The sequence below is a fragment of the Sphaerisporangium sp. NPDC049003 genome (genome assembly GCF_043197795.1).
Classification (GTDB): domain Bacteria; phylum Actinomycetota; class Actinomycetes; order Streptosporangiales; family Streptosporangiaceae; genus Sphaerisporangium.
Genome location: NZ_JBICTU010000014.1, coordinates 110,631 through 136,197, shown reverse-complemented (window position 1 = coordinate 136,197; position 25,567 = coordinate 110,631). Strand labels below are relative to the sequence as shown.

Annotated in this window: 22 protein-coding genes; 6 read left to right on the top strand and 16 right to left on the bottom strand. The window is 70.8% G+C overall.

Features of this window, described 5'->3' with window-relative positions:
- Positions 1 to 552, top strand: coding sequence for a PadR family transcriptional regulator (locus tag ACGFIV_RS17480; protein ID WP_358549133.1), 552 nt, complete (start codon positions 1 to 3; stop codon positions 550 to 552).
- Here ACGFIV_RS17480 and ACGFIV_RS17475 read toward each other — a convergent pair.
- The 4 genes from ACGFIV_RS17475 to ACGFIV_RS17460 form a co-directional block, all read right to left on the bottom strand.
- A complete protein-coding gene (locus ACGFIV_RS17475) occupies positions 549 to 2,435 on the bottom strand; it encodes a serine/threonine-protein kinase (protein ID WP_392835888.1) in 1,887 nt (628 codons plus the stop codon). The genes ACGFIV_RS17480 and ACGFIV_RS17475 overlap by 4 nt on opposite strands.
- A 168-nt stretch (positions 2,436 to 2,603) precedes the next feature.
- Positions 2,604 to 3,821, bottom strand: a complete 1,218-nt coding sequence (locus ACGFIV_RS17470) for an NADP-dependent isocitrate dehydrogenase (RefSeq protein WP_358549127.1) — start codon at positions 3,819 to 3,821, stop codon at positions 2,604 to 2,606.
- 102 nt (positions 3,822 to 3,923) lie between these two features.
- The gene (locus tag ACGFIV_RS17465) at positions 3,924 to 4,208 is read right to left on the bottom strand and encodes a DUF3017 domain-containing protein (protein ID WP_358549125.1); all 285 of its coding nucleotides are present in this window, start codon (positions 4,206 to 4,208) and stop codon (positions 3,924 to 3,926) included.
- Positions 4,195 to 5,316 (bottom strand): citrate/2-methylcitrate synthase, encoded by a 1,122-nt coding sequence (locus ACGFIV_RS17460; RefSeq protein ID WP_358549122.1) that lies wholly within the window; start codon positions 5,314 to 5,316, stop codon positions 4,195 to 4,197. Before ACGFIV_RS17460 ends, ACGFIV_RS17465 begins: the two co-directional genes overlap by 14 nt.
- A 182-nt stretch (positions 5,317 to 5,498) precedes the next feature.
- Between ACGFIV_RS17460 and ACGFIV_RS17455 the strand changes: the two genes are divergently transcribed.
- Together ACGFIV_RS17455 and ACGFIV_RS17450 are read left to right on the top strand one after the other, a co-directional pair.
- On the top strand, positions 5,499 to 6,146 hold the full coding sequence (locus ACGFIV_RS17455; protein WP_358549119.1) for an FHA domain-containing protein: 648 nt from the start codon (positions 5,499 to 5,501) through the stop codon (positions 6,144 to 6,146).
- A 145-nt stretch (positions 6,147 to 6,291) separates the two neighbouring features.
- Positions 6,292 to 6,897: a Uma2 family endonuclease gene (locus tag ACGFIV_RS17450; RefSeq protein WP_358549117.1), complete on the top strand. Its 606-nt coding sequence runs from the start codon at positions 6,292 to 6,294 to the stop codon at positions 6,895 to 6,897.
- A gap of 20 nt (positions 6,898 to 6,917) precedes the next feature.
- Here ACGFIV_RS17450 and ACGFIV_RS17445 read toward each other — a convergent pair whose 3' ends face one another.
- Both ACGFIV_RS17445 and ACGFIV_RS17440 read right to left on the bottom strand, forming a co-directional pair.
- Positions 6,918 to 7,775 (bottom strand): helix-turn-helix transcriptional regulator, encoded by an 858-nt coding sequence (locus tag ACGFIV_RS17445; protein WP_358549114.1) that lies wholly within the window; start codon positions 7,773 to 7,775, stop codon positions 6,918 to 6,920.
- 43 nt (positions 7,776 to 7,818) lie between these two features.
- On the bottom strand, positions 7,819 to 8,232 hold the full coding sequence (locus tag ACGFIV_RS17440) for a sensor histidine kinase (RefSeq protein ID WP_392835880.1): 414 nt from the start codon (positions 8,230 to 8,232) through the stop codon (positions 7,819 to 7,821).
- Between the two features lie 309 nt (positions 8,233 to 8,541).
- On the opposite strand from ACGFIV_RS17440, the gene ACGFIV_RS17435 reads away from it, so the two are divergent.
- Positions 8,542 to 11,358, top strand: coding sequence for an ATP-binding protein (locus ACGFIV_RS17435; protein ID WP_392835877.1), 2,817 nt, complete (start codon positions 8,542 to 8,544; stop codon positions 11,356 to 11,358).
- Positions 11,359 to 11,495: 137 nt separating this feature from the next.
- Here ACGFIV_RS17435 and ACGFIV_RS17430 read toward each other — a convergent pair whose 3' ends face one another.
- The 4 genes from ACGFIV_RS17430 to ACGFIV_RS17415 form a co-directional block, all read right to left on the bottom strand.
- Complete coding sequence (locus ACGFIV_RS17430) at positions 11,496 to 13,721, bottom strand: M4 family metallopeptidase (protein WP_358549106.1); 2,226 nt, start codon at positions 13,719 to 13,721, stop codon at positions 11,496 to 11,498.
- 451 nt (positions 13,722 to 14,172) lie between these two features.
- Positions 14,173 to 15,222 (bottom strand): ABC transporter substrate-binding protein, encoded by a 1,050-nt coding sequence (locus ACGFIV_RS17425; RefSeq protein ID WP_392835874.1) that lies wholly within the window; start codon positions 15,220 to 15,222, stop codon positions 14,173 to 14,175.
- 15 nt (positions 15,223 to 15,237) lie between these two features.
- Positions 15,238 to 16,107, bottom strand: a complete 870-nt coding sequence (locus tag ACGFIV_RS17420) for an ABC transporter permease (RefSeq protein ID WP_392835871.1) — start codon at positions 16,105 to 16,107, stop codon at positions 15,238 to 15,240.
- Positions 16,097 to 16,954, bottom strand: coding sequence for an ABC transporter ATP-binding protein (locus tag ACGFIV_RS17415; protein ID WP_392835867.1), 858 nt, complete (start codon positions 16,952 to 16,954; stop codon positions 16,097 to 16,099). Before ACGFIV_RS17415 ends, ACGFIV_RS17420 begins: the two co-directional genes overlap by 11 nt.
- 301 nt (positions 16,955 to 17,255) lie before the next feature.
- On the opposite strand from ACGFIV_RS17415, the gene ACGFIV_RS17410 reads away from it, so the two are divergent.
- Entirely contained in the window at positions 17,256 to 18,860 is a 1,605-nt protein-coding gene (locus ACGFIV_RS17410; protein WP_358549095.1) for a sensor histidine kinase, read from the top strand.
- Positions 18,857 to 19,531 (top strand): response regulator, encoded by a 675-nt coding sequence (locus ACGFIV_RS17405; protein ID WP_392835862.1) that lies wholly within the window; start codon positions 18,857 to 18,859, stop codon positions 19,529 to 19,531. The genes ACGFIV_RS17410 and ACGFIV_RS17405 overlap by 4 nt, the downstream gene beginning before the upstream one ends.
- 38 nt (positions 19,532 to 19,569) lie before the next feature.
- Here the strand turns inward: ACGFIV_RS17405 and ACGFIV_RS17400 are convergent, their stop codons facing one another.
- From ACGFIV_RS17400 to purN, 6 genes are all read right to left on the bottom strand, one after another.
- Positions 19,570 to 20,421, bottom strand: a complete 852-nt coding sequence (locus tag ACGFIV_RS17400; RefSeq protein ID WP_358553735.1) for a bifunctional methylenetetrahydrofolate dehydrogenase/methenyltetrahydrofolate cyclohydrolase — start codon at positions 20,419 to 20,421, stop codon at positions 19,570 to 19,572.
- Positions 20,422 to 20,487: 66 nt separating this feature from the next.
- Entirely contained in the window at positions 20,488 to 21,213 is a 726-nt protein-coding gene (locus ACGFIV_RS17395; RefSeq protein ID WP_358553737.1) for a DUF899 domain-containing protein, read from the bottom strand.
- A gap of 266 nt (positions 21,214 to 21,479) precedes the next feature.
- A complete protein-coding gene (locus ACGFIV_RS17390) occupies positions 21,480 to 22,634 on the bottom strand; it encodes a CU044_5270 family protein (RefSeq protein ID WP_358553739.1) in 1,155 nt (384 codons plus the stop codon).
- Positions 22,631 to 23,158, bottom strand: coding sequence for a sigma-70 family RNA polymerase sigma factor (locus tag ACGFIV_RS17385; RefSeq protein WP_358553741.1), 528 nt, complete (start codon positions 23,156 to 23,158; stop codon positions 22,631 to 22,633). The genes ACGFIV_RS17390 and ACGFIV_RS17385 overlap by 4 nt, the downstream gene beginning before the upstream one ends.
- A gap of 128 nt (positions 23,159 to 23,286) precedes the next feature.
- Complete coding sequence (purH, locus tag ACGFIV_RS17380) at positions 23,287 to 24,834, bottom strand: bifunctional phosphoribosylaminoimidazolecarboxamide formyltransferase/IMP cyclohydrolase (protein ID WP_358553743.1); 1,548 nt, start codon at positions 24,832 to 24,834, stop codon at positions 23,287 to 23,289.
- On the bottom strand, positions 24,831 to 25,544 hold the full coding sequence (gene purN / locus ACGFIV_RS17375) for a phosphoribosylglycinamide formyltransferase (protein ID WP_358553789.1): 714 nt from the start codon (positions 25,542 to 25,544) through the stop codon (positions 24,831 to 24,833). Before purN ends, purH begins: the two co-directional genes overlap by 4 nt.
- Positions 25,545 to 25,567 lie beyond the last annotated feature (23 nt).

Below are 25,567 nucleotides of genomic sequence, written 5' to 3'. Positions count from 1 at the left end.
ATGTCGCTGCGGATCGCCCTGCTGGGCCTGCTCTCCTTCTCCGGCCCGGCGAGCGGATACGACCTGACCAAGAAGTTCGAGACGTCGCTCAACTACGTGTGGCAGGCGGGTCACAGCCAGATCTATCCCGAGCTGGCGAAGATGGCGGCCGACGGGCTGATCACGGTCGAGGCCGAGGGCGCGCGCGGGCGCAAGATGTACACGATCACCCGCGAGGGGCACGACGAGCTGCGCCACTGGCTGACCGAGCACACCCCCAGCGGACCCGTACGGAACGAGGGCGCGCTCCAGGCCTTCCTGCTGCCGCTCCTCGATCCGCCGGAGGCGCTGACGGTCCTTCGGAAGGTGAGCACGGGCGTGGAGGCCAGGCTGGAGGATCTGCGGGCGCTGCGGGCGGGCGAGCACGCCCAGATCGCTCCCGGGCAGGGCGAGATCGGCGGCTACGCCCTCGACCTCGGCATCAGGAACGCCCTCACCACCCTGGCGTGGGCCAGGGACACCGCCGCCTCCATCGACCCCGGCCTTCCCCCGGAAGCGCCGGACCCGGCCTAGCCGCAGCTCGCGGGCGCGGGCCTCTCGGTCTCCGGGGCGAACCCGACCTTCCCGAAGTACTTGCCGAGCAGGGTCTTGACGGTGCCGTCCTTGTACATCTGGGCGATGGCGGCCCGCACCGCCTTGCACGTCCTGAGATCGCCCTTCTTGACCGCCACGGCGTACCGCTCGTCGGTGAGCCTGGCGCCCAGCAGCTTGTAGCGGATGCTCTCGCGGTTCGCGAACCCGGCCAGCAGCAGGTCGTCGCCGGGGACGGCGTCCACCTTGCCCGCGCGCAGCAGGTTCATGCAGTCGGCATAGGTGTCGGCGGCGACCAGCCGCACCTTGACGGCGTCCTGGACGATTCCGGTCGACATGCTCGATCCCGGGGAGCACATCCTGTGCCCCGCCAGGTCGGCCACCTTGGCGTAGGGGTCGCCGTCCCGCACGAGCACGTCGACGTGGGCGGTGTAGTACGGCCCGGCGAACGTGACCTGGTTGTTCTCGTTGATCGGGTAGGTCGCGATCACCAGGTCGGCCGCGCCCGAGTTCACGAGGGACGCCCGCTCGGTCATGCTGGACGCCTGGTAGGTGATGCCGCTGCGGGGGACGCCGAGTTGCCTGGCGATGTAGGCGCCGACCTCCACCTCGAAACCGTGCCACTCTCCCCCGTCGCTCAGGGCGATGCCGGGCACGAGGTCGCGCATGGCGATGGTCAGCTTGCGCGTCTTGGCGGCCTTGTCGACGACCGAGGTGAACCTCACGGACGCGTCGGGGCTCACGTCGGGCTCGCTCGCCCCCCGCGTCACGCCGGGGAGAGCCGCCGCGAAGCTCGGCCCCCACTGCCTGGCGGCGAGGGCGCCGCCACCCGCGAGCACCACGACCGCGACCGCCGCCGCGAGCCACCGGCCACGGCGGCGACGCCCGCGCGGCGCCTCCTTCGCCAGAACGCCGGCCTCCCGCGCCGGGGGAACGCCGGACCCTCCGGACGCGGCGTCGCTCGTGTCTCCCCGGCCCGTCCAGCCGGATCCGAGCGTCTCGCGGCCGGCCAGCTCGGCGCCCTGGCTGAGCACCGCGGTGGACGCGCCCGCCGCCTCGGCGTGGCCGAGCAGGCGGAGCAGGATCTGGTCGGCCGAGGGCCTGGCGCCCGGCGCCTTCTGCAGGCAGGAGCGCACCACCCCGCGCAGCGGCTCGGGCAGGCCGCTCACGTCGAACTCGTGGTTGAGCACGCGGTTCAGGACCACGGCGATGGAGTTGCCACCGAACGGCGCGGAACCGGTGGCCGCGAAGGCGACCGTGGAGCCCCACGCGAACACGTCGGCGGGCGGGCCGACCTCGCCCCCGGAGATCTGCTCGGGCGCCATGTAGGCGGGCGTGCCGACGGCCCGGCTGGTGATCGTGCCCGTGGAGTCGAGGATGCGGGCTATGCCGAAGTCGACCACCCGCGGCCCGTCGGCCGCCATCAGCACGTTGTCGGGCTTCAGGTCGCGGTGCACGATGCCGGCGTGGTGTATGGCCGTGAGCGCGGTGGCCGTGCCGACCGCGAGGCGCTCCAGCTTGCTCCCCGACAGCGGCCCCGTGGCCTCGATGGTCTCGCGGAGCGACGGCCCCTCGATGTACTCGCTGGCGATGTACGGCGTGTCACCGTCGAGGTCGGCGGCGATCACCCGGGCCGTGCAGAACGAGGCGACCCGCTCGGCGGCCTTGAGCTCGCGCGCGAAGCGTGATCTCGCCGTCAGGTCGCCGGTGAACTTGACGTGCAGCAACTTGACCGCGGCGCTCTCCCCGGCGTCGCTTCTGCCGAGGTAGACGACCCCCTGACCGCCCTCCCCGATGCGCCCGGCGAGTCTGAAAGGGCCCAGCTGCTGGGGATCTCCCCGTCCGAGCGGCCCGAGCTCCGGCATTCCCGTCCCCGTGATTCCTCAAGTATCGACCATGAGAACTTTACGGCCCCTTGGTGTCCTTACAGGGAACCGAGACCACGCCGTAACCTCCCATGTCGACCGCGCGCGCGAAGGGCCGCCCACCGGAATCCGGTGGACGGCCCCTTGATCACGGCCATCTGACCCTGGTCAGACGCCCATCTTCTTCTTGAGGTTCTCGTCCAGGGCCGCCAGGAAGTCCTGGGTGGTCAGCCACTTGGCGTCGCCGCCGACGATCAGGGCGAGGTCCTTGGTCATCTGGCCGCTCTCGACGGTCTCGATGCAGACCTTCTCCAGCGTCTCGGCGAACGCGGTCACCTCGGGCTGGTTGTCGAGCTTGCCGCGGTGGGCGAGGCCCCGCGTCCACGCGAAGATCGAGGCGATCGGGTTGGTGGAGGTGGGGTTGCCCTTCTGGTGCTCGCGGTAGTGGCGCGTGACCGTGCCGTGCGCGGCCTCGGCCTCGACCGTGCGGCCGTCGGGCGACATGAGCACCGAGGTCATCAGGCCGAGCGAGCCGAAGCCCTGAGCCACCGTGTCGGACTGCACGTCGCCGTCGTAGTTCTTGCACGCCCAGACGTAGCCGCCCTCCCACTTCATGGCCGCGGCGACCATGTCGTCGATGAGCCGGTGCTCGTAGGTGATGCCGGCGGCCTCGAAGTCGGCCTTGAACTCGCTCTCGAAGATCTCGGCGAAGATGTCCTTGAACCGGCCGTCGTAGGCCTTGAGGATGGTGTTCTTCGTCGACAGGTAGACCGGGTACTTGCGGGCGAGGCCGTACCGCATGGAGGCGCGGGCGAAGTCGCGGATCGACTCGTCGACGTTGTACATCGCCATGGCGACGCCGCTGCCGGGGAAGTCGTAGACGTCGATCTCGATGGGCTCCGAGCCGTCCTTCGGGGTGAAGGTCAGGGTCAGCGTGCCCTCGCCCGGCACCTTGATGTCGGTGGCGCGGTACTGGTCGCCGAAGGCGTGACGGCCGATCACGATGGGCTTGGTCCATCCCGGGACCAGCCTCGGCACGTTCGCCATGATGATCGGCTCACGGAAGACGACGCCGCCGAGGATGTTGCGGATCGTCCCGTTCGGGGACCGCCACATCTTCTTGAGGCCGAACTCCTCCACGCGGGCCTCGTCGGGGGTGATGGTGGCGCACTTCACACCGACGCCGTGCTCCTTGATGGCGTTGGCGGCGTCGATCGTCACCTGGTCGTCGGTCGCGTCACGGTGCTCGATCCCCAAGTCGTAGTACTTGAGGTCGACGTCGAGGTAGGGCAGGATCAGCTGGTCCTTGATGAACTTCCAGATGATCCGGGTCATCTCGTCGCCGTCGAGTTCGACGACGGGACCCGCTACCTTGATCTTGGGCATGCTTGGGGTTCCCCTTCTAGCAACTTCTTACGACTAGGCTGACCAAACGGTCGTTTTGCGAACGCAATGGCGGGGTGAGGCTACCGGACTGGGCATGGGGGTTTACTGCCTACCCATGAGCCATTGCATGGCGACGCTGAGGGCGACAACGGTCATGACGCCGCCGAGCAGTGCGTATGTGGCGGCGTCGGTACGCCTGCTACGCACGCCCAGCATGCTCTCCCGGTCGCCGGGCACCAGCAGTCGCAGCACGGCGCCGAAGAGCACCGAGCAGGCGACGACCAATGAGCCCGCCCACGCGGGCAGGCCCATCGCGATCGCGCCGAGGCCGACGGCCGCACCCGCCAGTATCAGCAGGTACGGCCCCCATGCCCTACCGTTCGTCAATCGGTGTCCACTTCTGGTCGCGCTCCCCGATGTACTCGCTGTCCGGACGGATCAGCCGGTTGTCGGCGTGCTGCTCGATCACGTGCGCGGTCCAGCCGGACATCCTGCTGACCGAGAAGACCGGGGTGAACAGGTCCGTCGGAATGCCGAGGTAGTGGTAGACCGTCGCGGCGTAGAAGTCGACGTTCGGGTACAGCCCCTTCTCCGCGAAGACGACCTCCTCCATCTCCTTCGACATCCGATAGTAGGTGTCGTCCCCGCTCGCCTCGGCCAACTCGCGCGACATCTTGCGCAGGTGAGTCGCGCGCGGGTCCTCGGTCTTGTAGACCCGGTGGCCGAATCCCATGATCTTCTCGCCGCCCGCGAGCTTGTCCCGTACGGCCTGTGCCACGCCGTCGGCGGGGATGCTCTCCAGGGTCCGCATGACCTGCTCGTTCGCGCCGCCGTGCAGCGGGCCCTTCAGGGTGCCGATCGCGGCCACGATCGCCGAGTGCATGTCCGACAGCGTCGCCGCGCAGACGCGGGCGGCGAAGGTCGAGGCGTTCATCGTGTGGTCGGCGTGGAGCACGAGGCACTCGTCGAAGAAGTCGACCTCGGTCTGTTCCGGCACCCGGCCCGTGATCTGCAGCAGGAAGTTCGCCGCGACGCTGAGGGACGGGTCGGCGTCGCGCGCGGTGCCGCCGGTGCGTGCGGCGTGGTAGCGCGCGACCAGGATGGGCTGCTGGGCCGTCAGTCGCGCGGCCTTGCGCCGGTTGGCGCCGGCCTCGTTGGAGTCCTTGTCCGCGTCCTCGGCGCCGGCCAGGGAGACCAGGCTCCGGAGCGCCTCCATGGGCCCCTGTTTCTCCGCGATCTCGGCGATGTTGGCTTCGACGAGCGCTCCGAGGGTACGACCTCGGACGAGTTCGGCTCCGTAGTCGGCCAGCTGCTGACGCGTGGGGAGCGTGCCATGCTGAAGCAGGTGCGCGGTCTCTTCGAAGCTCGTGCGGCCGGCTAGATCGTGGATGTCATAGCCGCGGTAGAAGAGGCGACCGGCTTTGCCGTCGATGTCGCTCAGCGCTGTAGACGCGGCGACGACATCGGCGAGGCCTTTGGTGGGGTTGTCCGCCATGTGTTATTTCCTCCGCTTATCTTCGTCCGAAGTCTACCTGTGAGCAGGTAAAACCGGCCGAGGAGGTCCAGACCAATTTCTGCAGTGATTCTCGTTATGGCAAAGGCGATTCCCCAACCCCTCGTTTGGGTAAGCCGGAGGTGTAGCGGAAGTAACGGCGGGCTACCTGGGGAGGAACTGCCGTGGAGGGGCCGTTCATACGCGTCGAGGACACCGGTGAGGTGGTCCCGTTGCGCCCCGAGATCACGACGATCGGCCGAGGCCGAGGCGTCGACGTCAGGCTGGCTGATCCGAGCGTGTCACGACTGCACGCCGAGTTCATCCGCCGTGGACCCTACCTGTATGTCGTTGACCTGGGCCTGTCCCGCAACGGCACACGGGTGAACGGCAGGCCGATCGCCCGGAGGGTGCTCGACGACGGCGACGTCGTCTCCTTCGGAGCGGCTCGCTGTCGGGTCGGCGGGGTGCCAAGGGAGGATTTCGCCCCGGAAGTCGAGTTGCGCCGCGCGGCGGCGCCCGAGCTGACCAGGCGAGAGGTCGACGTGCTGACCTCCCTGTGCCGGCCGGCGCTGTCCGACGAGGCGTTCGTGGCGCCCGCGACGGCGCGCGAGATAGCCGACGACCTGGTGGTGACGGAGGCGGCCGTCAAGCAGCACCTGCTGAGGCTCTACCAGAAGTTCCGCATCCCGGAGGGCATCAACCGGCGCACAAGGCTGGCCAACGAGGTCGTCGCCCTCGGCCTGGTCCGCCCCACCCCGGTGGTCCCCCCGCAGCGCACGTCGGGACCGGGAGAGTCACCACCCCAAGCGGCCAACCGCCGCGCATCGTAGGCTGCCACGTCTGGGCCACGCGAATCCGCGTGGCCCAGACGCTTGTGTGCCCGCACACCCTCGGGCGGTGGGGCCGGGGCGTTCCGTTCCAGGAGTAGGGGGCAAACTCACTGGAGAGACCGAGTGCAATTGCTAGCGTGAAGCCATGACAGTCGAGGTCCGGAGCCAAAAGATGACAGACCCGCAGCTTCCCGGCTGGATGGTCCCACCCCCGGAGGGTTTCACCGCGGCAGACCTCGATCACCTTCCGGATTTGCCCGCACACACAGAGTTGATAGATGGAAGCTTGGTCTTCGTGAGCCCCCAGAAAGACTTCCACTCTGTGATCATCGATCTGCTCGTCAACGCTCTGCGCCGGCTCACTCCGCGAGAGTTCCGGGTGCGCAGAGAGATGAGCGTCGTGCTCGGCCCTCGGCAGCGTCCCGAGCCTGATGTGGCGATCCTCCGAGCCGAAGCCCTCGTGGGACCTGACGCCACCGCGTACCAGGCGAGAGATGTGCTCCTCATAGTCGAGGTCGTCAGCCCTGATTCCGAGACGCGTGATCGGGAGCGCAAACCGCAGCTTTACGCCGCCGCGAAGATCGAGCACTTCTGGAGGGTCGAGCAGAACGGCGGTAAGGCGACCGTGTACGTCTACGAGCTCGACCCGGCCACCAAGGCCTACGCCCTCATGGGGATTCACCACGACAAGTTGCAGCTCAAGGTCCCGTTCGAGGTCGACATCGATCTGACGGAGATCGAGAGCCTCTGAGGCCGCGCGCAGGCGGCTCGTCAGGTGGGGATGTCCATGCGCTGGGTGCCGAGGACGCGCAGGAGCTGAAGGGCCTGTTCCGATGAGGTGCCGGGCTCGGCGGTGAAGATGACGACCTGCTGATCGCGGTCGGGCACCGCGATGATGTCGCAGTTCAGTGTGATCTTGCCGACCACCGGGTGGTGCATGGTCTTGAGCTTGTGGTGCTCGTCGTACACGTGGTGCGCGGCCCAGATCCGAGCGAACTCCTCGCTTCCGGCCACGAGTTCGTCGACGAGCGTCTGGATCTCCGTGGCGTCCGGATAGCGGGCGGACGCGGTGCGCAGATGATCGGCCGCGAACAGGCCGAACTGGTGCACGTCATGCTCCGAGGACATCCCGTAGTGCCGCCGCATCGGGTCAGGGTGCAGGAAGTGGCGCCGGATGAGGTTGCGGTCACGCGGAGCCAGCGCGGAGAAGTCCTCCATCAGCGCCGCGGCGAGGGCGTTCCACGCGATCACCTCGAACTTCGCGTCGAGCACGATCGCGGCCGAGTCCGGCATCCGGTTGATCATATTCAGGATGCTCGGCCCCACCTCGCCGGGCGGCCCTGTCCGCGGGCCCGGCGGTTCGCCCGCCAGGAAGTACAGATGGTCGCGCTCGGCGTCGGACAGCCGCAGGGCACGGTCGATGCCGGCCAGGACCCGCCGTGAGGGGCGCGGCCCGCGGCCCTGCTCCAGCCGGGTGTAGTACTGGGTGGAGATCAAGGCCAGGTTGGCGACCTCTTCCCGGCGTAACCCGGGCGTGCGGCGGCGCGGACCGGCCGGCAGCCCGACATCCGAGGGACGCAGCCGTTCGCGCCTGCTACGCAGGAAACCCGCCAGTTCGCGCTTGTCCACACCTCCATTGTGCTCTTGCGCGGCCGGGCGGCCAGGTAGGGGCTCAGACCGGGATGACGCCGGTGATCGTGGTGCCGCCACGGAGCGTGCTGTTGATGGTCAGCGTGCCGCCCACCTTGGCGAAGTTGGCCCGCATGGCGGCCTGCCCCCGCCCGTCCAACCGGCCCGGCCGGTGCGCCGCGTACCCGATGCCGTCGTCGCTGACCGTCATCCGCAGGCCGCCCGCGCCGAGCGTGATCGCGACCGAGACGTGCTCGGCGCGACTGTGCCGTTCGACGTTGGTCAGCGCCTCGACGACGGTCGCGTACACCGCGTCGGCGATATGCGCGGGCACGGCCTGACCGGGCAGCGCCCAGACCTCGGCGGCGATGCCGGACCGTTCCGCCCAGTCGTGAAGGTACTCCTCCACAGACGGGGCAAGGCCCTCACCCCTGCGAACGCGAACTTCCTCCGCCATCTCCCCGACTCCCCTGGTCCGCGCCGCCTGAGCCGCCGCACAATCGCACCTCGACCTTGTGAACCTAGACGCGGAAACCGGTGGAAAGATCACCCTGAATGGTGACGGGGGGTCCCCCGCCATGATGAGACGCCTGTCCCTAACCGCCCGAGGCGACGCCTGGAGCTCATCAGGGCTGGATGGCGGCCATCCGAGCCCGCACCTTGACCCCATCCGCAACATCGCTGTAACGCCCAAGGGTTGACCTTGGGCGGGGGTACGTGGATAACTGTGCCGGGGGGTCCCGCAATCCGTACCTTGGAGCTGTGGATGAGCATGGTGCCCTCGCCCGCACTTGTCGGACGTGCCCCTGAGCTGCGGGCTCTGATCGACGCGATGACCCGTCCACCGGCGATGGTCCTGGTGGAGGGCGAAGCGGGCATTGGAAAGACCCGGCTCGTCCGCGCCGCGCTCGGCCGCGTCCCGTCCGGCGACCGGGCCGTCCTGCTCGGCTACTGCCACCAGATCCGCGAGCCCTTCCCGTACGGCCCGGTGTTCGAGGCGCTGCGGGACATCAGGGGACGGCTTCCGGCGCCCCAGGCGCTGAACCCGGTCACCGGCGCGCTCCGCGGCTACCTTCCCGAGCTGGCCGACGCGCTGCCGCCCTCCCCGCAGCCGCTGGAGGATCCGCGCGCCGAACGGCACCGGGTGTTCCGCGCGATACGCGCCCTGCTGGCGGCCGTCGGGCCGGCCGTGGTCGTCATCGAGGACCTTCACTGGGCCGACGACGGCACCCGCGACCTGCTGCGCTTCCTGAGCGGCCAGCCGCCCGAAGGGCTCGCGATCGTGGCGACCTACCGGCGGGAGAACCTCGGCACGGCCCGGTCGCCCCTCGGTCTGGCCTACCGGCACCAGCCGGACACCACCACCGTGGTCGTGCCGTTGGCACCGCTGGACGTCTCCGACGTGGGAAGCCTGGCCGGCGCGCTGCTGGACCGATCCGATCTGTCCTCCGGTTTCGTCGCCCGGCTGCACGAGCGTACGGCCGGCATCCCGTTCGTGGTGGAGGAGGTGGTCCGGTCCCTGCCGGACGCGGAGGAGCCAGACGCGCTCGACCGCGCCGGGGTGCCCCTGCTGCTGCGCGAGGCGATGGCCGAGCGGATGGCCGGTCTGTCCTCGGCGGCGGTTGGCGCGGTCCAGGCGGCGGCGGTGCTGCGGCTCCCGGCGGGAGAGCAACTGATCACCGCCGTCGGCGGGCATTCCGCCGGGCTGGGCGAGGCGCTGCGCGCGGGCGTGCTGCACGAGCATCCAGGCGGCCGGTACGGCTTCCGCCACGCGCTGGCCCAGCAGGCCGTGTACGACGCCATCCCGGGGCCCGACCGCCGGTCGGCGCACGACCGGGCGAAGCGGGCGCTCGCGGCGGTGGACTCGCCGCCGCTGGTGCAACTGGCGTTCCACGCCCGGCAGGCCGGCGACACCGACGCCTGGCTGCGCCACGGCACCGCCGCCGCCCAGCGGGCCGCCTCGCTCGGGGACACCGCGCTGGCCGTCGAGGTGATCGAGGGCATGCTCGACGATCCCGACCTGCCGGCGCCCGACCGGGGCCCGCTCGCGCTGATGCTGAGCCGCTTCGCGGCGACCGGCCTGTCCCACCAGCGGGTGGTACGGCTCCTTCGCCACGTCTTACGCGACGACTTCCTGTCCCCCGACGCACGCGCCGAGGCCCGGCTCAACCTCGGTGTCGTGCTGTCCAACCAGGCGGGCGACACCGACTCCGGAAGGCCCGAGATCATGGCCGCACTCGCCGAGCTGAGCGACCGGCCGACGCTGGCCGCCCGGGGCTGGGCCAGCCTCGCGCTGCCGGGGTGGGGCACCGAGTCGCTGGCGCAGCACGAGGAGTGGATGGCCCGCGCCGAGGCCCTCGTCGCGACCGCCGACAACCCCGAGCTGGCGGCGGCCGTCCAGGCCAACCGGGCCTCGTTCGAGATGACGATCGGCTCTCCCGACGCCTTCGCCGTGGCGGCCAAGCTGCCGGTCGCCGACCCGCGCACGGGTGTGCGGCGGGAGGCCGCCCGTGCGTACGCCAACCTGCACGACTCGGCGACCAGCCTGGGTCTCTACGCGGCGGCCGAGAAGTTCGCCGAGGAAGGCCGGCAGCTCGCCGTGGAGAGCGGCGCGCAGTACCCCGCCTACCTCCTCGACGTCTCGACGATCCGCAGAGATTGGCTGACCGGCCGATGGGACGGGCTCCGCGACCGGGCGGCGTCCCTGGGAGAGCTGGCCACGGAGACGCCGCTGATCGCGGTGGACATCTGGCTCGTGCTGGGGATGCTCGCCCTGGCGACGGGCGAGTGGGACGAGGCCATCAAGCATTTCCACGGCGCGGGGCTGGACGCGCCGGACGCTCGCTATGTCCCGATCGTGACGGCCGCCGCCGGGGGGCTCATCGACCTGCACCTCGCGCGCGGCGCCCTGGACAGCGCGGTCACCGAGGCCGAGCATGCGGTCGCCCGGTTGCGCCGCAAGGGCGTGTGGGTGTGGGGGGCGTACCTGGTCCCGTCCGCCGTCACCGCGCTGGCCTGGGACGGACGCCTGAAGGCGGCGGCCGACCTGGTGGCCGAGTACGCCGCCGGGATCGCGGGCCGCATCGCGCCCACCGCGCACGCCGCCCTGGACTTCGCCCGGGGCGCGCTCGCCGCCGCCGAGCGCCGGCACGCCGAGGCCGTCGGCTTCTACGCCCGCGCCCGCGAGGCGTACGCCGCGCTGCCCCAGCCGTACGCGGCGGCGCGGGCGGGCGAGGGAGAGGCCCGCGCGAGGCTCGCCCTCGGGGACGCCGGGGCGGCCGCGGGCTTCACGGAGCTGGCGGAGCGGTTCGGCCTGCTCGGCGCCACGCACGACGCCGCCCGGTGCAGGCGGGTGCTGCGGGACATCGGCGTGGAGTTCCAGCTCCCACGCGGCCGGAGGACGGACGCCGGCGCGCTGTCGCAGCGCGAGCGGGAGGTGGCCAGGCTGGTCGCGCTCGGCCGTACGAACCGGGAGATCGCCGACGTGCTGTTCCTGTCGACGCGGACGGTGGAGAGCCATGTCGCCACCGTGCTGCGCAAGCTCGGCGTACGGTCGCGGACCCAGGTCGCCCCGCCCGCGTGAGCCTGGCCCCGGCGGTCCCTCCCTCGCCGGCCCTCGGTGACGGTGTGAACGGGTGAAAGGACGCCTTCTGGGCGTCCCGGGCAACGGCGAACCCCCGGGACCAGGGGTGGGGTCCCGGGGGTTCGTACTGCCGTTGCTCAGACCGTGATGGTCCACGAGTCGAGGTAGCCGGTGTCCAAGGTGTACTGGTCGGTGACCTCAAGGGTCCACGTGCCCGCCGCCGTCTGGGTGACCGGGACCGAGTAGGCCCGGGTACCGAAGGACGTGCAGCTGATGCCGCCACTGGACTTGACCGTGTAGATGGTGCCGCTCGGGCCCTTCAGCCTGATCCGGAGGTCCTCGGCGCAGGTGTGGGAGATGGTCACACTGAGCTTGACCGGGGAGACGGCGTTACCGGTCGCGGTCGAGGTGATCGGGCTGTTGATCGTCGACAGGTCGTTGATCGTGTAGTCGGTGCCGTTGGTGAACGTGCGCCCGCCGGAGGTGCCCGACACGGTCAGCGTGTACGCCGCCGTGTGGGTGGCGCCCGAGCCCGTGCCCGTCACCGTGATCGTGTAGGTGCCGGAAGGCGTCGACGAGGTGGTGCTGATGGTGAGGGTGGAGGATCCGCCCGAGGTCACCGAGGTGGGGCTGAAGCTCGCGGTGGCTCCCGAGGGCAGCCCGGAGGCGCTGAAGGAGACCGTCTGCGCGCTACCCGCAGTGGTCGTCGTGCCGACCGTGGCGGTGGTCGCGGAGCCCGGCGCCACCGTGCCCGAGGTGGGGCTCAGCGACAGGGAGAAGTCGTTGCTGGAGGAGCTGCAGGATGCCTCGCCCGACTGCACCGGGACGCTGACCGCGTTCCAGGCCGCCTTGACCGCCGCGCACTCGGGGCTGCTGGCGCCGTAGAGCTCGACCGCCGCCGCGAGGGACGCCGTACGGACGTTGACGTACTTCCAGGTGGAGGTCTTCCGCTGGAGGGCGCCCATGTAGATCTTGCCGGCCTTCTGGATGGAGATGCCGGTCACCGAGGAGGGTCCGCCGGAGCAGATCGGGCTGCTCGGCTTGCCGCCGCCGGGCGCGGAGCCCTCGGCGAGCAGGTAGAACCAGTGGTTCAGCGGACCGGCCGCCGCGTGCACCTCGCTCGGGAGCGAGGCCGACCAGCAGTTGGGGTCGCCCTCGAGGGACGGGTTGTACATGTAGCGGATCGGGCCCTGGCCGACGAGGTTGACCTCCTCGCCCACCTCGTAGTCCGGCGGGTCGTTCGGGTTGTTGGCGTAGGCCTCGGTCAGCGACCCGAAGATGTCGCCGGTGGCCTCGTTGATGCCGCCGTTCTCGGTGCCGCTGCCGGCGCCGCCCGGGGTGGTCTGGAAGATGGCGTGACCGAACTCGTGGGCCACCACGTCGATCGGCGTGGCCTGGCGGGCGTTGTCCTGCGAGTGCCCGAAGTTGGTGTAGCTGCCGTTCCAGTACGCGTTCACGTCCGCCAGCCCCACGCGGATCGGGAAGCCGCCGCCGCTGCCGTTGATGCCGCTGCGCAGGAGCCAGGAGCCCAGCATGTCCCACTCGCGCTGGACGCTGTAGAGGGCGTCCACGCAGGCGGTCTCCAGGTTCGTCCCGCTGCCGTTGCCCCAGGCGTCGTCGGTGCCGGTGTAGGCCGTTCCGCCCTGGCCGCCACAGCGAATGCCGCTGCGGGTGGTGTCGGTCATCGAGTACGAGGTGCCGGAGCCGCTCGTGTTGATGGTGACCGCGCCGTAGTAGTAGCCGTTGCCGGTGCCCGCCCGGACGTCGTCGTAGGAATCGGCGATCTCACCGGTGGTCGCGTCGACGAATACGTGCTGGATGCTCGGCTTGCCGGCCGAGATGCCGGACACCTTCGCTTCCCACGCGAGGCGCGGCTTGCTGCCCCAGGTCAGGACCACCAGGCGCGGGGCGACGCTGTCGTCGGCCCGGTCGAGCTTGGTCTTGGCCGTCTCGGTGGCGGTCTCGGCGCTCACCGTCGGCGTGGTCGGCACGCCCTGGGTGGTGGCCGCGGCGGCCGCCGCGGTGTCGCGCACGCGCCCATTGGCGTCGGTGACCACGACCGCGTCGCCGCCCACCACGGGCAGGCCCTTGTAGGAGCGCTCGTAGGTCACGTAGTACATGCCGGTGCTCGGGGTCACGGCGATGCGCTTGTAGGTCTCGTTGGGGCTCACACGCAGCTTGTCCAGGCCGCTCGCGACGGCCTGGTCGGCGGCGGCGGCGGCGCGCTGCGACGGGTCGGCGGCGAGGGACTGTACCTTGCCGTCGCTCCCGGGGGGTGGCTTGGCCGCGGCGGAGGTGGCGGGGACCACCACGCCGGCGATGGCCAGGGCAGCGGTCGCTGCGAGTAGTGCTTTGCGCCTCATGGGCGGCTTTTCCTTTCTCTGCCTCCCACGCCGCAGCGCGCGTTTTTCGCGGGCAGCGGCGGTCGCGCCGACGGGAGTCGCCCGGCAGCGGACACCGTGGGATAAGGGGGGTGATGAGAGAAACGAATGATTCTTCTCACCGGTGTGGCGCCGAGATGGGGCTGCCACGTCATCGGCGGAGATGTCGCCTGTCGCGGGGAAGCGACGGCTATGGCGGGAGGTCGGGAGAGGTCACTTCGCGGCGCTCCTTTGTGTGCGGACCGGACGAACCGGTCTGACGTGACGCTAGGTCCGCAGTCAGGTGTTGAACATCCGTAGTGACATCCGTATATGTACGTAAAAATGACGATGAATCCGTACTCGTCCCACTGGGATGGGCCGGCCGGCGCGGGAAACACGATGGAGCCGGCGCTCCACGCGCCGGCTCCATCCGCCCTGGAGAAGCGGTGACTCAGCCGGTCTTGGCGGCCTTGACGAACTCGGTGGTGTAGGTCTTGGACAGGTCGATGGTGTCCTTCTTGCCCTTCACGTTCGGCGAGAAGGAGGCGAGCACCTCCAGCACGTTCTTGGCGCCCTCCTCGTCCATGACGCCGTCGGGTCGGAAGATGCTCTTGGTGTCGTTGATCGCCTTGGTGTAGAGCGCGGGGTCTCCCCCGGCGTACTCCTTCGGCATCTTGGCGGCGATGTCCTCCGCGGAGTGCTCGTTGATGTACTTCAGGGTCTTCACGAAGGCGTTGGCGAGCTTCTGCACGGTCTCCTTGTTGCTCTGGACCCAGGCGCAGTCCATGTACAGCGAACTGGCCGGGTACAGGCCCCCGAGGGCCGCCCTCGTACCCTCCTCCGTGCGCATGTCGATGATGACCTTGCCCTTGCCCGACGAGGTGAGCTGGGCTGCGGTGGGGTCGGTCGTCATGCCCGCGTCGATGCCGCCGTTCTCGATGGCGGCGATGAAGGTCGGGCCCGCACCCGCCTTGACCCGGGTGATGTCCTCGGTCGCCAGCCCGCTCTTCACGGCCAGCGCCTGCGTCAGGAAGTCGGTGGACGAGCCGGGGCTCGTGATGCCGAGCCGCTTGCCCTTGAAGTCCTTCGGGGTTTTGATCTTGTCCGCCTGGGCGGTGGAGACGACCTCGACCTCTCCGGGGACGTCGGCGAACTGCACGACGCTCTGGATGCACTTGCCCTTGGTCTGCAGGTCGATGGTGTGGTCGTAGAACCCGACGACACCCTGGACGTCGCCGCTGATCAGGACGTTCTCGGCCTGCGCGCCCGACGGCTCGGTCAGCAGCTGGACGTCGACGCCCTCCTGCTTGAAGTAGCCGAGCTGCTCGGTCAGCTTGGGCGGCAGGTAGATGACCTTGTCGATGCCGCCGATCATGATCTTGACCTGGGGGGCGCCCCCGTCGGTGGTCGTGGCCGTACGGGATTCGCGGCAGCCGGTGGCGGCGACGGCCACCGCCAGGCCGACGGCGGCGGTGACGACGAGGCGGGAGGTGGCTTTCATCGGGAAGTGCTCCGATCAGATCTGCGCGGTGGCGGTGGAGGGCGGACGCCAGGCGAGAAGCCGGCGTTCGAGGAGGGTGAGCAGCCACTCGGCGAGCAGGGCCATGACCGTGATGATGATCATCCCGGCGTAGATGCCTGCCGAGTCGAAGGTGCCCTGGGCATGGTTGATCAGCAGGCCGAGGCCCTTGTCCGCACCGGTGTACTCGCCGACGATCGCGCCGATCAGCGCGAACCCGAAGGCGACGTGCAGGCTGGCGAGGATCCACGAGGTCGCGCTCGGCAGGACGATCGTGGTGAGGATCTGCCGGGGACCGGCGCCGAGGATGCGGGCGTTGTCGATGAGGGTCTTGTCCACCTCGCGCGCGCCCTGGAAGGCGTTGAAGAAGACGGCGAAGAAGACGAGGACCACGGCCGTGGCGACCTTGGAGGACATGCCCAGGCCGAACCAGATCACGAACAGCGACGCGAGCACGATGCGCGGGATCGCGTTCGCGGCCTTGATGAACGGCGCGCAGACCTCGGCCAGGAAGCGGCCCCGGCCGAGCAGGACGCCGAGCACCACCCCGGCCAGCGAGCCGATCACGAATCCGATGACCGCCTCCTGCAGGGTGACGAACATCTGCTCCCAGATCGACCCGAAGGCGGTGCCGGTGGTGAACCAGTCGACGATCCGGCCCCAGATGGCGCTCGGCTTGGAGTAGTAGAACGGGTCGAGGAAGGTGCTGGCCGACAGCTCCCAGCTGCCCAGCCACAGCACGATCAGGAGCACCCTCGTCGCGGTGATCTTGGGGGCGCGCAGCCGGCCGGGGCGCCGTACCGGGGCCCGCTCCTCGGCGAGAGCGGCGGGCGGGGCGGCGACGGGGGTCTGGACGTCAGGCGACACGGCCGGCTCCTCGGGTACGGGTGATCTCGACCTCTTCGCGCAGCGAGTCCCACACCTCGCGGTAGACGGCGAGGAACGACTCCTCCAGCCGGATCTCCTCGACCCGGCGCGGGCGTTCGAGGTCGACGGGGATGACGTTCTTGGTCGTGGCCGGGGCCGCGGTCATGACGACGACCGTGTCCGCCAGGGCGATCGCCTCGGTCAGGTCGTGGGTGACGAAGACCACGGCGGCCCCCGTACCGGACCACAGGTCGAGCAGCAGGTCCTGCATGTGCTCGCGGGTCTGCACGTCGAGCGCGCTGAACGGCTCGTCCATGAGCAGGATCGACGGCTCGTTGATCAGCGTCTGGGCCAGGGCGACGCGCTTGCGCATGCCGCCGGAGAGCTGGTGGGGGTAGTACCGCTCGAAGCCCGAGAGCCCGACCTTGGCCACCCACTCCCTGGCCTGCTCGCGCGCCTGTTTCTTGGCCACGCCCCGGTAGCGGGGACCGGCGGCGACGTTGTCCAGCACGGACCGCCACGGGAGGACGGCGTCCTGCTGGAACATGTAGCCGAGCCCGTCGGGGATGCCGGTCACCGGCCTGCCCTGGACGAGCACCTCGCCCCCGCTGGCGGGCGCGAGGCCCGAGATCATCGAGAGGCTGGTGGACTTCCCGCAGCCGGTGGGCCCGACGACGCTCACGAACTCGCCGCCGCCCACGGTCAGGGTCATGTCCCGTGCGGCGGTGTAGTCGCGGCCGTCGCGGGTCGGGAAGCGCTTGGTGACGCCCCGCAGTTCGATGGCGGGGTTGGACGCCGGCCTCGCGGCCGTGGTGGCGGCCTCCGCTGAGGGGCCCGGGCTGGTCATGGCGTTCGACTCCTTCCGGATTCGCGTAGGTGGTCAGATCGGTGATCGAGCGCCCGAGCGGCAACCGGCTCAGAACTGGACGCGGTGACGGACGCCGCCGTAACGAGCGGGGTCCATCGCGTGACATACCTCGGAAACATCGGCCTGATAGTCAGTAGGGGGTAGGGCGTTCCACGGACCGTAGGGCGGTGTGACGGATCTCACTAGGCTTGTGCCAGTTGAATGAGCAATGCGCGTAAGTTGCGTTTTGCGCATTTAGCTCATGCGGTCATACGCCACGCGCGCGGGTATCGTGCTTGCCATGTCCTGGCCCGGTGAGAGGCCCCGTCTGCGCTTCGCGACACAGGCCCTGCTCGTCCAGGTCGCCGTGCTTCTGCTGATCCTCGGAAGCGGCTTCGCGCTGGTGGCCTACCTTCTCCACGCGGAGCTGGAGAAGCAGTACGAGCAGCGGGCACTCGCCGTCGCGCGCTCGGTGGCGGCCGACGACCAGATCGTCCAGGAGGTCGCCGCCCACGACCGCTCGGGCGACGTGCAGCGGCGCGCTGAGGCCGCGCGGCTCCGCACGGGCGTGCTCTTCGTGGTCGTCGCCGACGACCACGGCATCCGCTACTCCCACCCCGACACCAGCCGCCTCGGGCAGCGGGTCAGCACCGAGCCCGAGGCCCTGAGCGGGCACGAGATCGTCACCTTCGAGCGCGGCACGCTGGGCCTGTCGGCCCGGGGCAAGGTCCCCCTGCTGAGCGCCACGGGCCGCGTGATCGGCCAGGTCAGCGTCGGCATCGCGGCGGGCGAGGTGTCCCGGCGCATCGGCGACCTGATGCGCCCCGCCGCCGGGTTCACCGGACTGGCCCTGGCGCTCGGCGTCGTGGCCGCCGCCGGGCTCGCCCGCCGCCTCAAGCGCCAGACCCTCGGGCTGGAGCCGACCGACCTCGCCGACCTGCTCCGCGAGCGCGAGGCCGTGCTGCACGGCATCGACGAGGGCGTGCTCGCCGCCGACCCCACCGGGCGCATCACCATCTGCAACGACGCGGCGGCCCGCCTCATCGGCGGACGGCCAGTGCCGGGCTCCCTGGTCGCGGACGCGGGGCTGCCGCCCGGCCTGCGCACCCTGCTGGCGGGGCGCACCAGCGCGCGGGGCGTGCTGGTGGCCACCGAGGACCGCATGCTCGTCGTCACGGCCGCGCCCGTACGCCGCAGCGACCGTGACCTCGGCCACGTGCTGACCATGCGCGACCGCACCGACCTGGACGCGATGGCCCGCGAGCTGGATGTCGTGCGGGCGCTTTCCGACGCCCTGCGGGCCCAGGCCCACGAGTACACCAACCGCCTGCACACCGTGTCGGGCCTGCTCAGCCTGGGTCACCGCGACGAGGCGATCGCCTACCTGCGGGAGCTGGCCGAAGACCCTCTGGCCACCGAGTACGGCGACGCCGGGCGGCTGCGCGACCCCTACATCCGGGGGCTGCTCGCCGCCAAGACGGCCGTCGCCTCCGAGTGCGGGGTCGACCTGCGCCTGAGCGCCGACTCGTTCGTCCCCGCCCGGCTCAGGGCACCGCTGGACGTCGTCACGATCCTCGGCAACCTGGTCGACAACGCCACGGCCGCCGCCCAGGCCGGCTCGCGGCGTCCCGCCTGGGTGGAGGTGTCCCTGCTCGCCGAGGCCGACATCCTCCACATGGTCGTGGTCGACAGCGGCGACGGCGTGCCGCCGGAGGCCGTCGACCGGCTGTTCGACCAGGACTTCACCACCGCCGCCGACGACGCCCGGCCGCACGGCGTCGGCCTCGCGCTCGCCCGGCGGCTGACGCGCCGGCACTGCGGCGAGCTGTCCCTCACCCGCGCCTCGGGCGCCGACTGCGGGGCCGTCTTCGTGACCCGGCTCCCCGGCGCCGTCGATCCGCCATGATCCGCGTGCTGGTCGTCGACGACGACTTCCGGGTGGCGGACCTGCACGCGCGCTACGTGAGCCGGGTGCCGGGGTTCGAGGTCGCAGGCGTCGCCTGCACGGCCGCCGAGGCCGTCGAGCTGGCCGCGCGCCTGCGCCCCCATCTGGCGCTCCTCGACCAGTACCTCCCGGACGACTCGGGAACGTCCATCGCCCCGCGCCTCGGATGCGACGTCATCATGCTGACCGCCGCCGCCGAACGGGCGGTCGTACGAGAGGCGCTCCGCCGGGGGGTCGTGAACTACCTGGTCAAGCCGTTCTCCGAGGCCGACCTGGCCGAGCGGCTGCGCGCGTACGCGCGGTTCCACGGGCAGCTCGGCGGCGACCACGCCCTCGACCAGTCGGAGATCGACCGCGCCGTGCGGGTGCTGCACGAGGGCGACCGCGTGGACGCCGCGATCCGCAAGGGACGGTCGAGTCAGACGGCACGGCTGGTCATCGACGCCGTACGCGACGCGGGCGAACCCGTGACGGCCACGGACGTCGCGTCGCGGCTCGGGCTGTCGCGCGCGACGGCCCAGCGCTACCTCTCGGACCTCGCGGCCGACGGCCGGATCACCGTGGCCCTGCGCTACGGCACCACCGGCCGCCCCGAACACCTCTACCGGTGGCCCACCTCCCCATCGGGGTGAGCGGGGGCCCGGCGGCCTCGGCGACGTTGGTGGGCGGGCTACCGGGCGAGGCGCTCGGCGGCCTCGACGACGTTGGTGAGCAGCATCGCGCGGGTCATCGGGCCGACGCCGCCGGGGTTCGGGGCGACGAACCCGGCGACCTCCTTGACGCCCGGCGCCACGTCGCCCGCGAGCTTGCCGTCGACCCGGGAGACGCCGACGTCGAGCACGGCGGCCCCGGGCTTCACCATCTCGGCCGTGATCAGCCCGGGGACCCCGGCGGCGGCCACGACGATGTCGGCCTCGCGCACGCGGGAGGGGAGGTCGTGGGTGCCGGTGTGGCAGAGGGTCACGGTGGCGTTCTCGGTGCGGCGGGTCAGCAGCAGGCCGAGCGGGCGGCCGACGGTGATGCCGCGGCCGATGACGGTGACGTCGGCGCCCTTGATCTGCACGCCGTACTCCTGCAGGAGCGCCACGATGCCGCGGGGCGTGCAGGGAAGCGGGGCGTCGACCATGTGGACGAGGCGGCCGAGGTTGACCGGATGCAGGCCGTCGGCGTCCTTCGACGGGTCCATACGCTCGATCAGCGACTGGGTGTCGAGGTGGCGGGGCAGCGGGAGCTGCACGATGTAGCCCGTGCAGGCGGGATCGGCGTTGAGCTCGTCGATCGCCGCCTCCACCTCGGCCTGGGTGGCGGTGTCGGGAAGATCCTTGCGGATCGAGGCGATGCCGACCTCCGCGCAGTCACGGTGCTTGCCCGCGACGTAGATCTGGCTGCCCGGGTCGTCGCCTACAAGGATCGTGCCGAGACCCGGCGTGATGCCCTGGGCGGCGAGCCTGCTCACCCGCTCCGCCAGGTCGCCCTTGATCTTGGCCGCGGTGGCCCTGCCGTCGAGAATCTGCGCGCTCACAACTCGCCATCCTCCCATGCCGCCCCCTCAGGCCGCGCTCTGAGGGGGCGGGGCATGGCCTGCCGCTCAGTGGCAGGCGGCCGGCTCGCCGTCGTCGTACCGGTCGTGGTGGGGGAACTCGTTGACGTACTTCTGACGGCCGAGCGGGGTCAGGTCGAGGTAGTTGTAGGTGTTCAGCAGGACCTCGGGCCCGCGCCCGTACGTCGAGTAGGTGTGGAAGACGCGGTCGCCGTCGCGCAGGAAGACGCTCAGGCCGTGCCCGTCGCCCTGCGTGAAGAACTGCATGCCCTTGGCCTCAAGGGTGGCCTTGTCCATGTAGTTGTACTCCACGGGGGCCACGGCCTCGTCGTTGCTGGCGTGGAAGTCGTAGTTGAAGTCGCCGCCCTCGGAGGAGTACCACGGCACGCTCCAGCCCATGCGCTTCCTGAACCGCTCGATGGAGGCCAGCGGCGCCCGCGAGACCAGCGCCAGCGAGGTGTCGCAACTGTGCAGGTGCCGCAGGTCGCCGACGTGGTCGACGAGGAACGAGCAGCTCGTGCACCCCTCGTCGGCGTCATGGATCCACATGAAGTGGTAGACCATGAGCTGGCGGCGGCCGTCGAACAGATCGATCAGGCGGGCCTCGCCGTGCGGCCCCTGTAAGACGTACTCCTTGTCGATCTCGACCATGGGCAGGGCCCGGCGCTCGGCGTTGAGGGCGTCCCTCGCGCGGCTGGCCTCCTTCTCCTTCACAAGCAGCGCTTCCCGGGCCTTGCGCCATTCTTCGCGTGACGTGATCGCCGGCAGTTCCACGAGGTTCTCCTTCGGAGGTGAGTCGAACGGCACCTGCGCCATCTCTACGGGTAGACCCGGCGGCCGGCGAAAAGACGTCGCCGCCACGATGAATACGGTAGACCGGCCGGGCCACGCCCTAGGGGTACCCCAGAAACGGGCGCCCCCGGCCATGTCCTTCGACAGGCACGGGGGCGGCACCGCGAACTACGACGCCGCCGCGGCGGCTCCTCCACTCGGGTTTCCCGGGACCCTCGCCGGCTACGGCTTCGCGGGGGACTCGCCGGCTACGGCTTCTCGGGAGCCTTGTCGGTCCAGGCGGCCTCCCTCGTGGCCTCCCACCAGATCGGAGTGCCCGGCTTCGCCCAGGCGTACCCCCCGGTCGCCCGCACCGCCACGATCTGGTCGGTCAGCAGGATGCCGGTCTCGGGATCGATGATGAGCTGCCGCTCGAACCGGCCTCCTGACCAGTTCTCGGGGCGCGCGATCCCCTGCCCGGTGCGGCCGAGCGTGTCGGTCACCTCGCCCAGCGACCGCACGCCGCCAAGCCCGGCGAGCACCTTGTAGGCGGCGGCGCGAACGGCGGGCTTGACCGGCATGTCGCGAAGCAGCCCTGATGTCACCTGGTAGAGCCAGGAGTCCGCGTCCTGCGGGTCGTCGGACTCGGTGCCGTGCCCCGCGTAGCCTTCGAGCAGCCGCTGCTTCAGGGCCTTCGCCGTGGTGGGCAGCGCCTGGAGATCGGCCACCGACACATTGCCGCCCGCGAGCTCGAACACCTTGTCGCCGTCGTTGACGGGGTTGCCGAACGGCCTGCCGGGCGTGGAGTCCAGCTCCATCCGCCCGAGGGCGTTCTTGTCGTCCGCCTTCGGCTTGGGGAGCTCCACCGACCACTTCGCCGGCGAACCGTCGCGCGCCCAGGCGTCCTCCGCCCCCTTGGCGGGCCTGGTCCCGAGGTTGCGGTCCACGAACCAGCTCTCCCCCCGCGGCGACCTGGCGATCCACAGCCGGTGGGAGGTCGTGGAGTGCACCAGGTAGCGCGTCTGGGTGCCCGCTTCGTAGGCGCTCCCGATCACGCTGTCGACATACCAGTACGCCCCGGTCGACACACGCGCTCTGAGCGACGAATCGGCGGCGGCGAGCAGGATCCGCTGCGCGGAGAGCCGGATCACCGGAGTCGTCCCCGCGCTGGACGGGGCGGCCTCCGACAGGGAGGGGGCGCGCGGCGTCGTGCCACCGGTCCCGGAGACCGCGACGGCGACGGCCGTGACGGTGGCCGCCCCCGCCAGGGCCAGTCCTCCCCAGACCGGCTTGGCGATCCTACGGGTGCGCCGCGTCCTTGCCCCCGCCATGGCGTACGAGAGCTCGGAGGCCCTGGTGGCCTCGTCCACGGGGGTGTCGAGATGCGCGGGGCGCGCGGCCCGTAGTTGGTCCATCGGGTTCATGACCACTCCTCGGTGAGGTTCCGTACCCGGGACCGGGGGACCGCGACCGGCGACGCCTCCACGGCTCGTTCCAGCCGCCTGCGCGCGCGGTGCAGCCGTACGCGGAAGGCCGCCGGGGAGCAGCCGACGACGCGCGCGGCGTCGCGCGGGGTGAGGCCCTGCCAGGCGACCAGGACGAGGATCTCGCGGTCGTCCTCGGGCAGGGAGGCCAGCGCCGTGATGACGGCCAGGCGCTCGGCCACCTGCTCGGCGTGGTCTCCCTCGGTCCAGGCGCGCAACTCGCCCGCGAGCGACTCCCGCTTGATCTCCGCGCGGATGTTGTCGCGCAGCACGTTACGGGCCACCCCCAGCAGCCACGGCAGCGCCGGGTCGGGCACGTCGTCGAACCTGCGCCAGGCGATCGCGAACGTCTCGCTGACCACTTCGTCGGCGACCTGCCGGCCCGCTCGGCTGACCACGTAAGCCCACACGCTCTGCCGGCACTCGTCGTACATGGTGGTGAACCGTTGAGAGTCGTCCGTCACCGCCCGCCCCCTTCGTCCCAGGTATTCGTCTTCTGACACTGGGAAGTGGACGCGGACGCGTGCTTGTTACCGGCGTGTCCAAGATTGTTCCAGGGGACGGGCGATCCGTGCCCCTGGAGCGGGCGTCCTCAGTGGAAGAAGTGGCGGGTGCCGGTGAAGTAGAGGGTGATCCCCGCCTTGGAGGCGGCCTCGATGACCTCCTCGTCGCGGATCGACCCCCCGGGCTCGACGACCGCCTTGACCCCCGCGTCGATGAGGACCTGGAGCCCGTCGGCGAAGGGGAAGAACGCGTCGGAGGCCGCCACGGCCCCTCGCGCGCGGTCACCGGCGCGCGACACGGCCAGGTGGGCCGAGTCGACCCGGTTGACCTGGCCCATGCCCACGCCCACCGTGGCCCCGTCGTGCGCGAGCAGGATCGCGTTCGACTTCACCGAGCGGCAGGACCTCCACGCGAACGCCAGGTCCGCGAGCGTCTCGGGCGAGGCCGCCTCCCCCGCCCTGAGCTCCCACGTGGACGGGTCGTCGCCGGGGGCGTCCACCCGGTCGACCGTCTGGACGAGGAGGCCGCCGTCGACGCGGCGGAACTCGGCCGGGTTGGACGGGCCGGAGGGGCAGCGCAGCAGCCGGATGTTCTTCTTCTTGGTGAGCACGGCCAGCGCCTCGGGAGCGAACGAGGGGGCCACGACGACCTCGGTGAAGATCGGCGCGATCTGCTCGGCCAGTTCCTCGGTCACCTCGCCGTTCACCGCGATCACGCCGCCGTACGCCGACACCGGGTCGCACTCGTGGGCCTTGCGATGGGCCTCGGCCACGTCGGAGCCGACCGCGAGGCCGCACGGGTTGGCGTGCTTGATGATCGCGACGGCGGGCTCGGAGAAGTCCCACGCGGCCCGCCAGGCGGCGTCCGCGTCGACGTAGTTGTTGTAGGACATCTCCTTGCCGTGCAACTGCTCGGCGTTGGCGAGGCCGTCCTGGCCGCCGGAGTACAGCGCGGCGCCCTGGTGGGGGTTCTCGCCGTACCGGAGCACGGCCCTGCGCTTCCAGGCCGCGCCCATGAACGACGGCCACGCGCTCTCGTCGCCCGCGGCGTACACACTGGAGAACCACGAGGCCACGGCCGTGTCGTACGAGGCGGTGGCCGCGTAGGCCTGGGCGGCGAGCCGGCGGCGCTGGGGCTCGGTGAAGCCGCCCTCCTCGATGGCCCTCAGCACGTCGCCGTACCCGCGCGGGTCGACGACCACGGCCACCGTGCCGTGGTTCTTGGCCGCCGCCCGGATCATGGCGGGGCCGCCGATGTCGATCTGCTCCACGCACTCGGGCTCGGACGCCCCGGAGGCCACCGTCTCCTGGAAGGGGTAGAGGTTGACCACGACCAGCTCGAACGGCTCGATCTCCAGCTCTTCGAGCTGCTTGACGTGGGAGGGGTTCGAGCCGTCGGCCAGAAGGCCCGCGTGCACCCTGGGGTGCAGGGTCTTGACCCGGCCTCCGAGGCACTCGGGGAAGCCGGTCAGCGACTCGACGGGGGTCACCGGCACGCCGAACGAGGCGATCTTCGACGCCGTGCCCCCCGTGGACACGATCTCGACGCCCGCGGCGTCCAGAGCCCGGGCGAGCTCCTCCAGCCCGGACTTGTCATATACCGTGATCAGCGCGCGCCGGATGGCGATGCGGGTCACTTCGTGCTCCTCCCTGTTTCCGGCAGACCCAGGGCTCCTGGACGGGCCGGAGATTGCGACTGGCTCAGAGAAACCGGCTCGCCCGGAGCTTCCGGCACCGGGTCTGGAGCCGGGCCCAGACGGGCGTGACGGCCCGCCACGGTCCAGCCGTCCCGGGCCATGCGGCCCACGACCTCGACGAGCAGGCGGCGCTCGACGATCTTGATACGCTCGTGGAGCGTGTCCTCGTCGTCCCCGTCCCTCACGGCCACGGCCTCCTGGGCGATGACCGGACCGGTGTCCACGCCCGCGTCGACGAGGTGGACCGTGCACCCGGTCACGCGCACGCCGTACGCGAGTGCCTCGGCGACCGCGTGCGCGCCGGGGAACGACGGCAGCAGGGCCGGATGGGTGTTCACGACCGAGAAGGCCTGGAGCACCTCGGGGCCGAGGATCTTCATGAACCCCGCCGAGACGACGAGGTCGGGCTCGTGGGAGGCGATCTCCGTGCGGAGTGCCTCGTCCCAGGCCGCCCGCGAAGGAAAGTCGGCCAGCTTGACCACGAAGGTCGGAAGACCCGCGCGCCGCGCGCGGGCGAGGCCCTCGATGCCATCGCGGTCGGCGCCGACGGCGACGACGCGAGCGCCGTACGCGTCAGCAGCGGCGGCATCCATCAGGGCCTGTAGGTTGGTCCCCGAACCGGAGACGAGGACGACGAGCCGAGCCGACAGGGCTGCACTCCTTCGGGGCGACG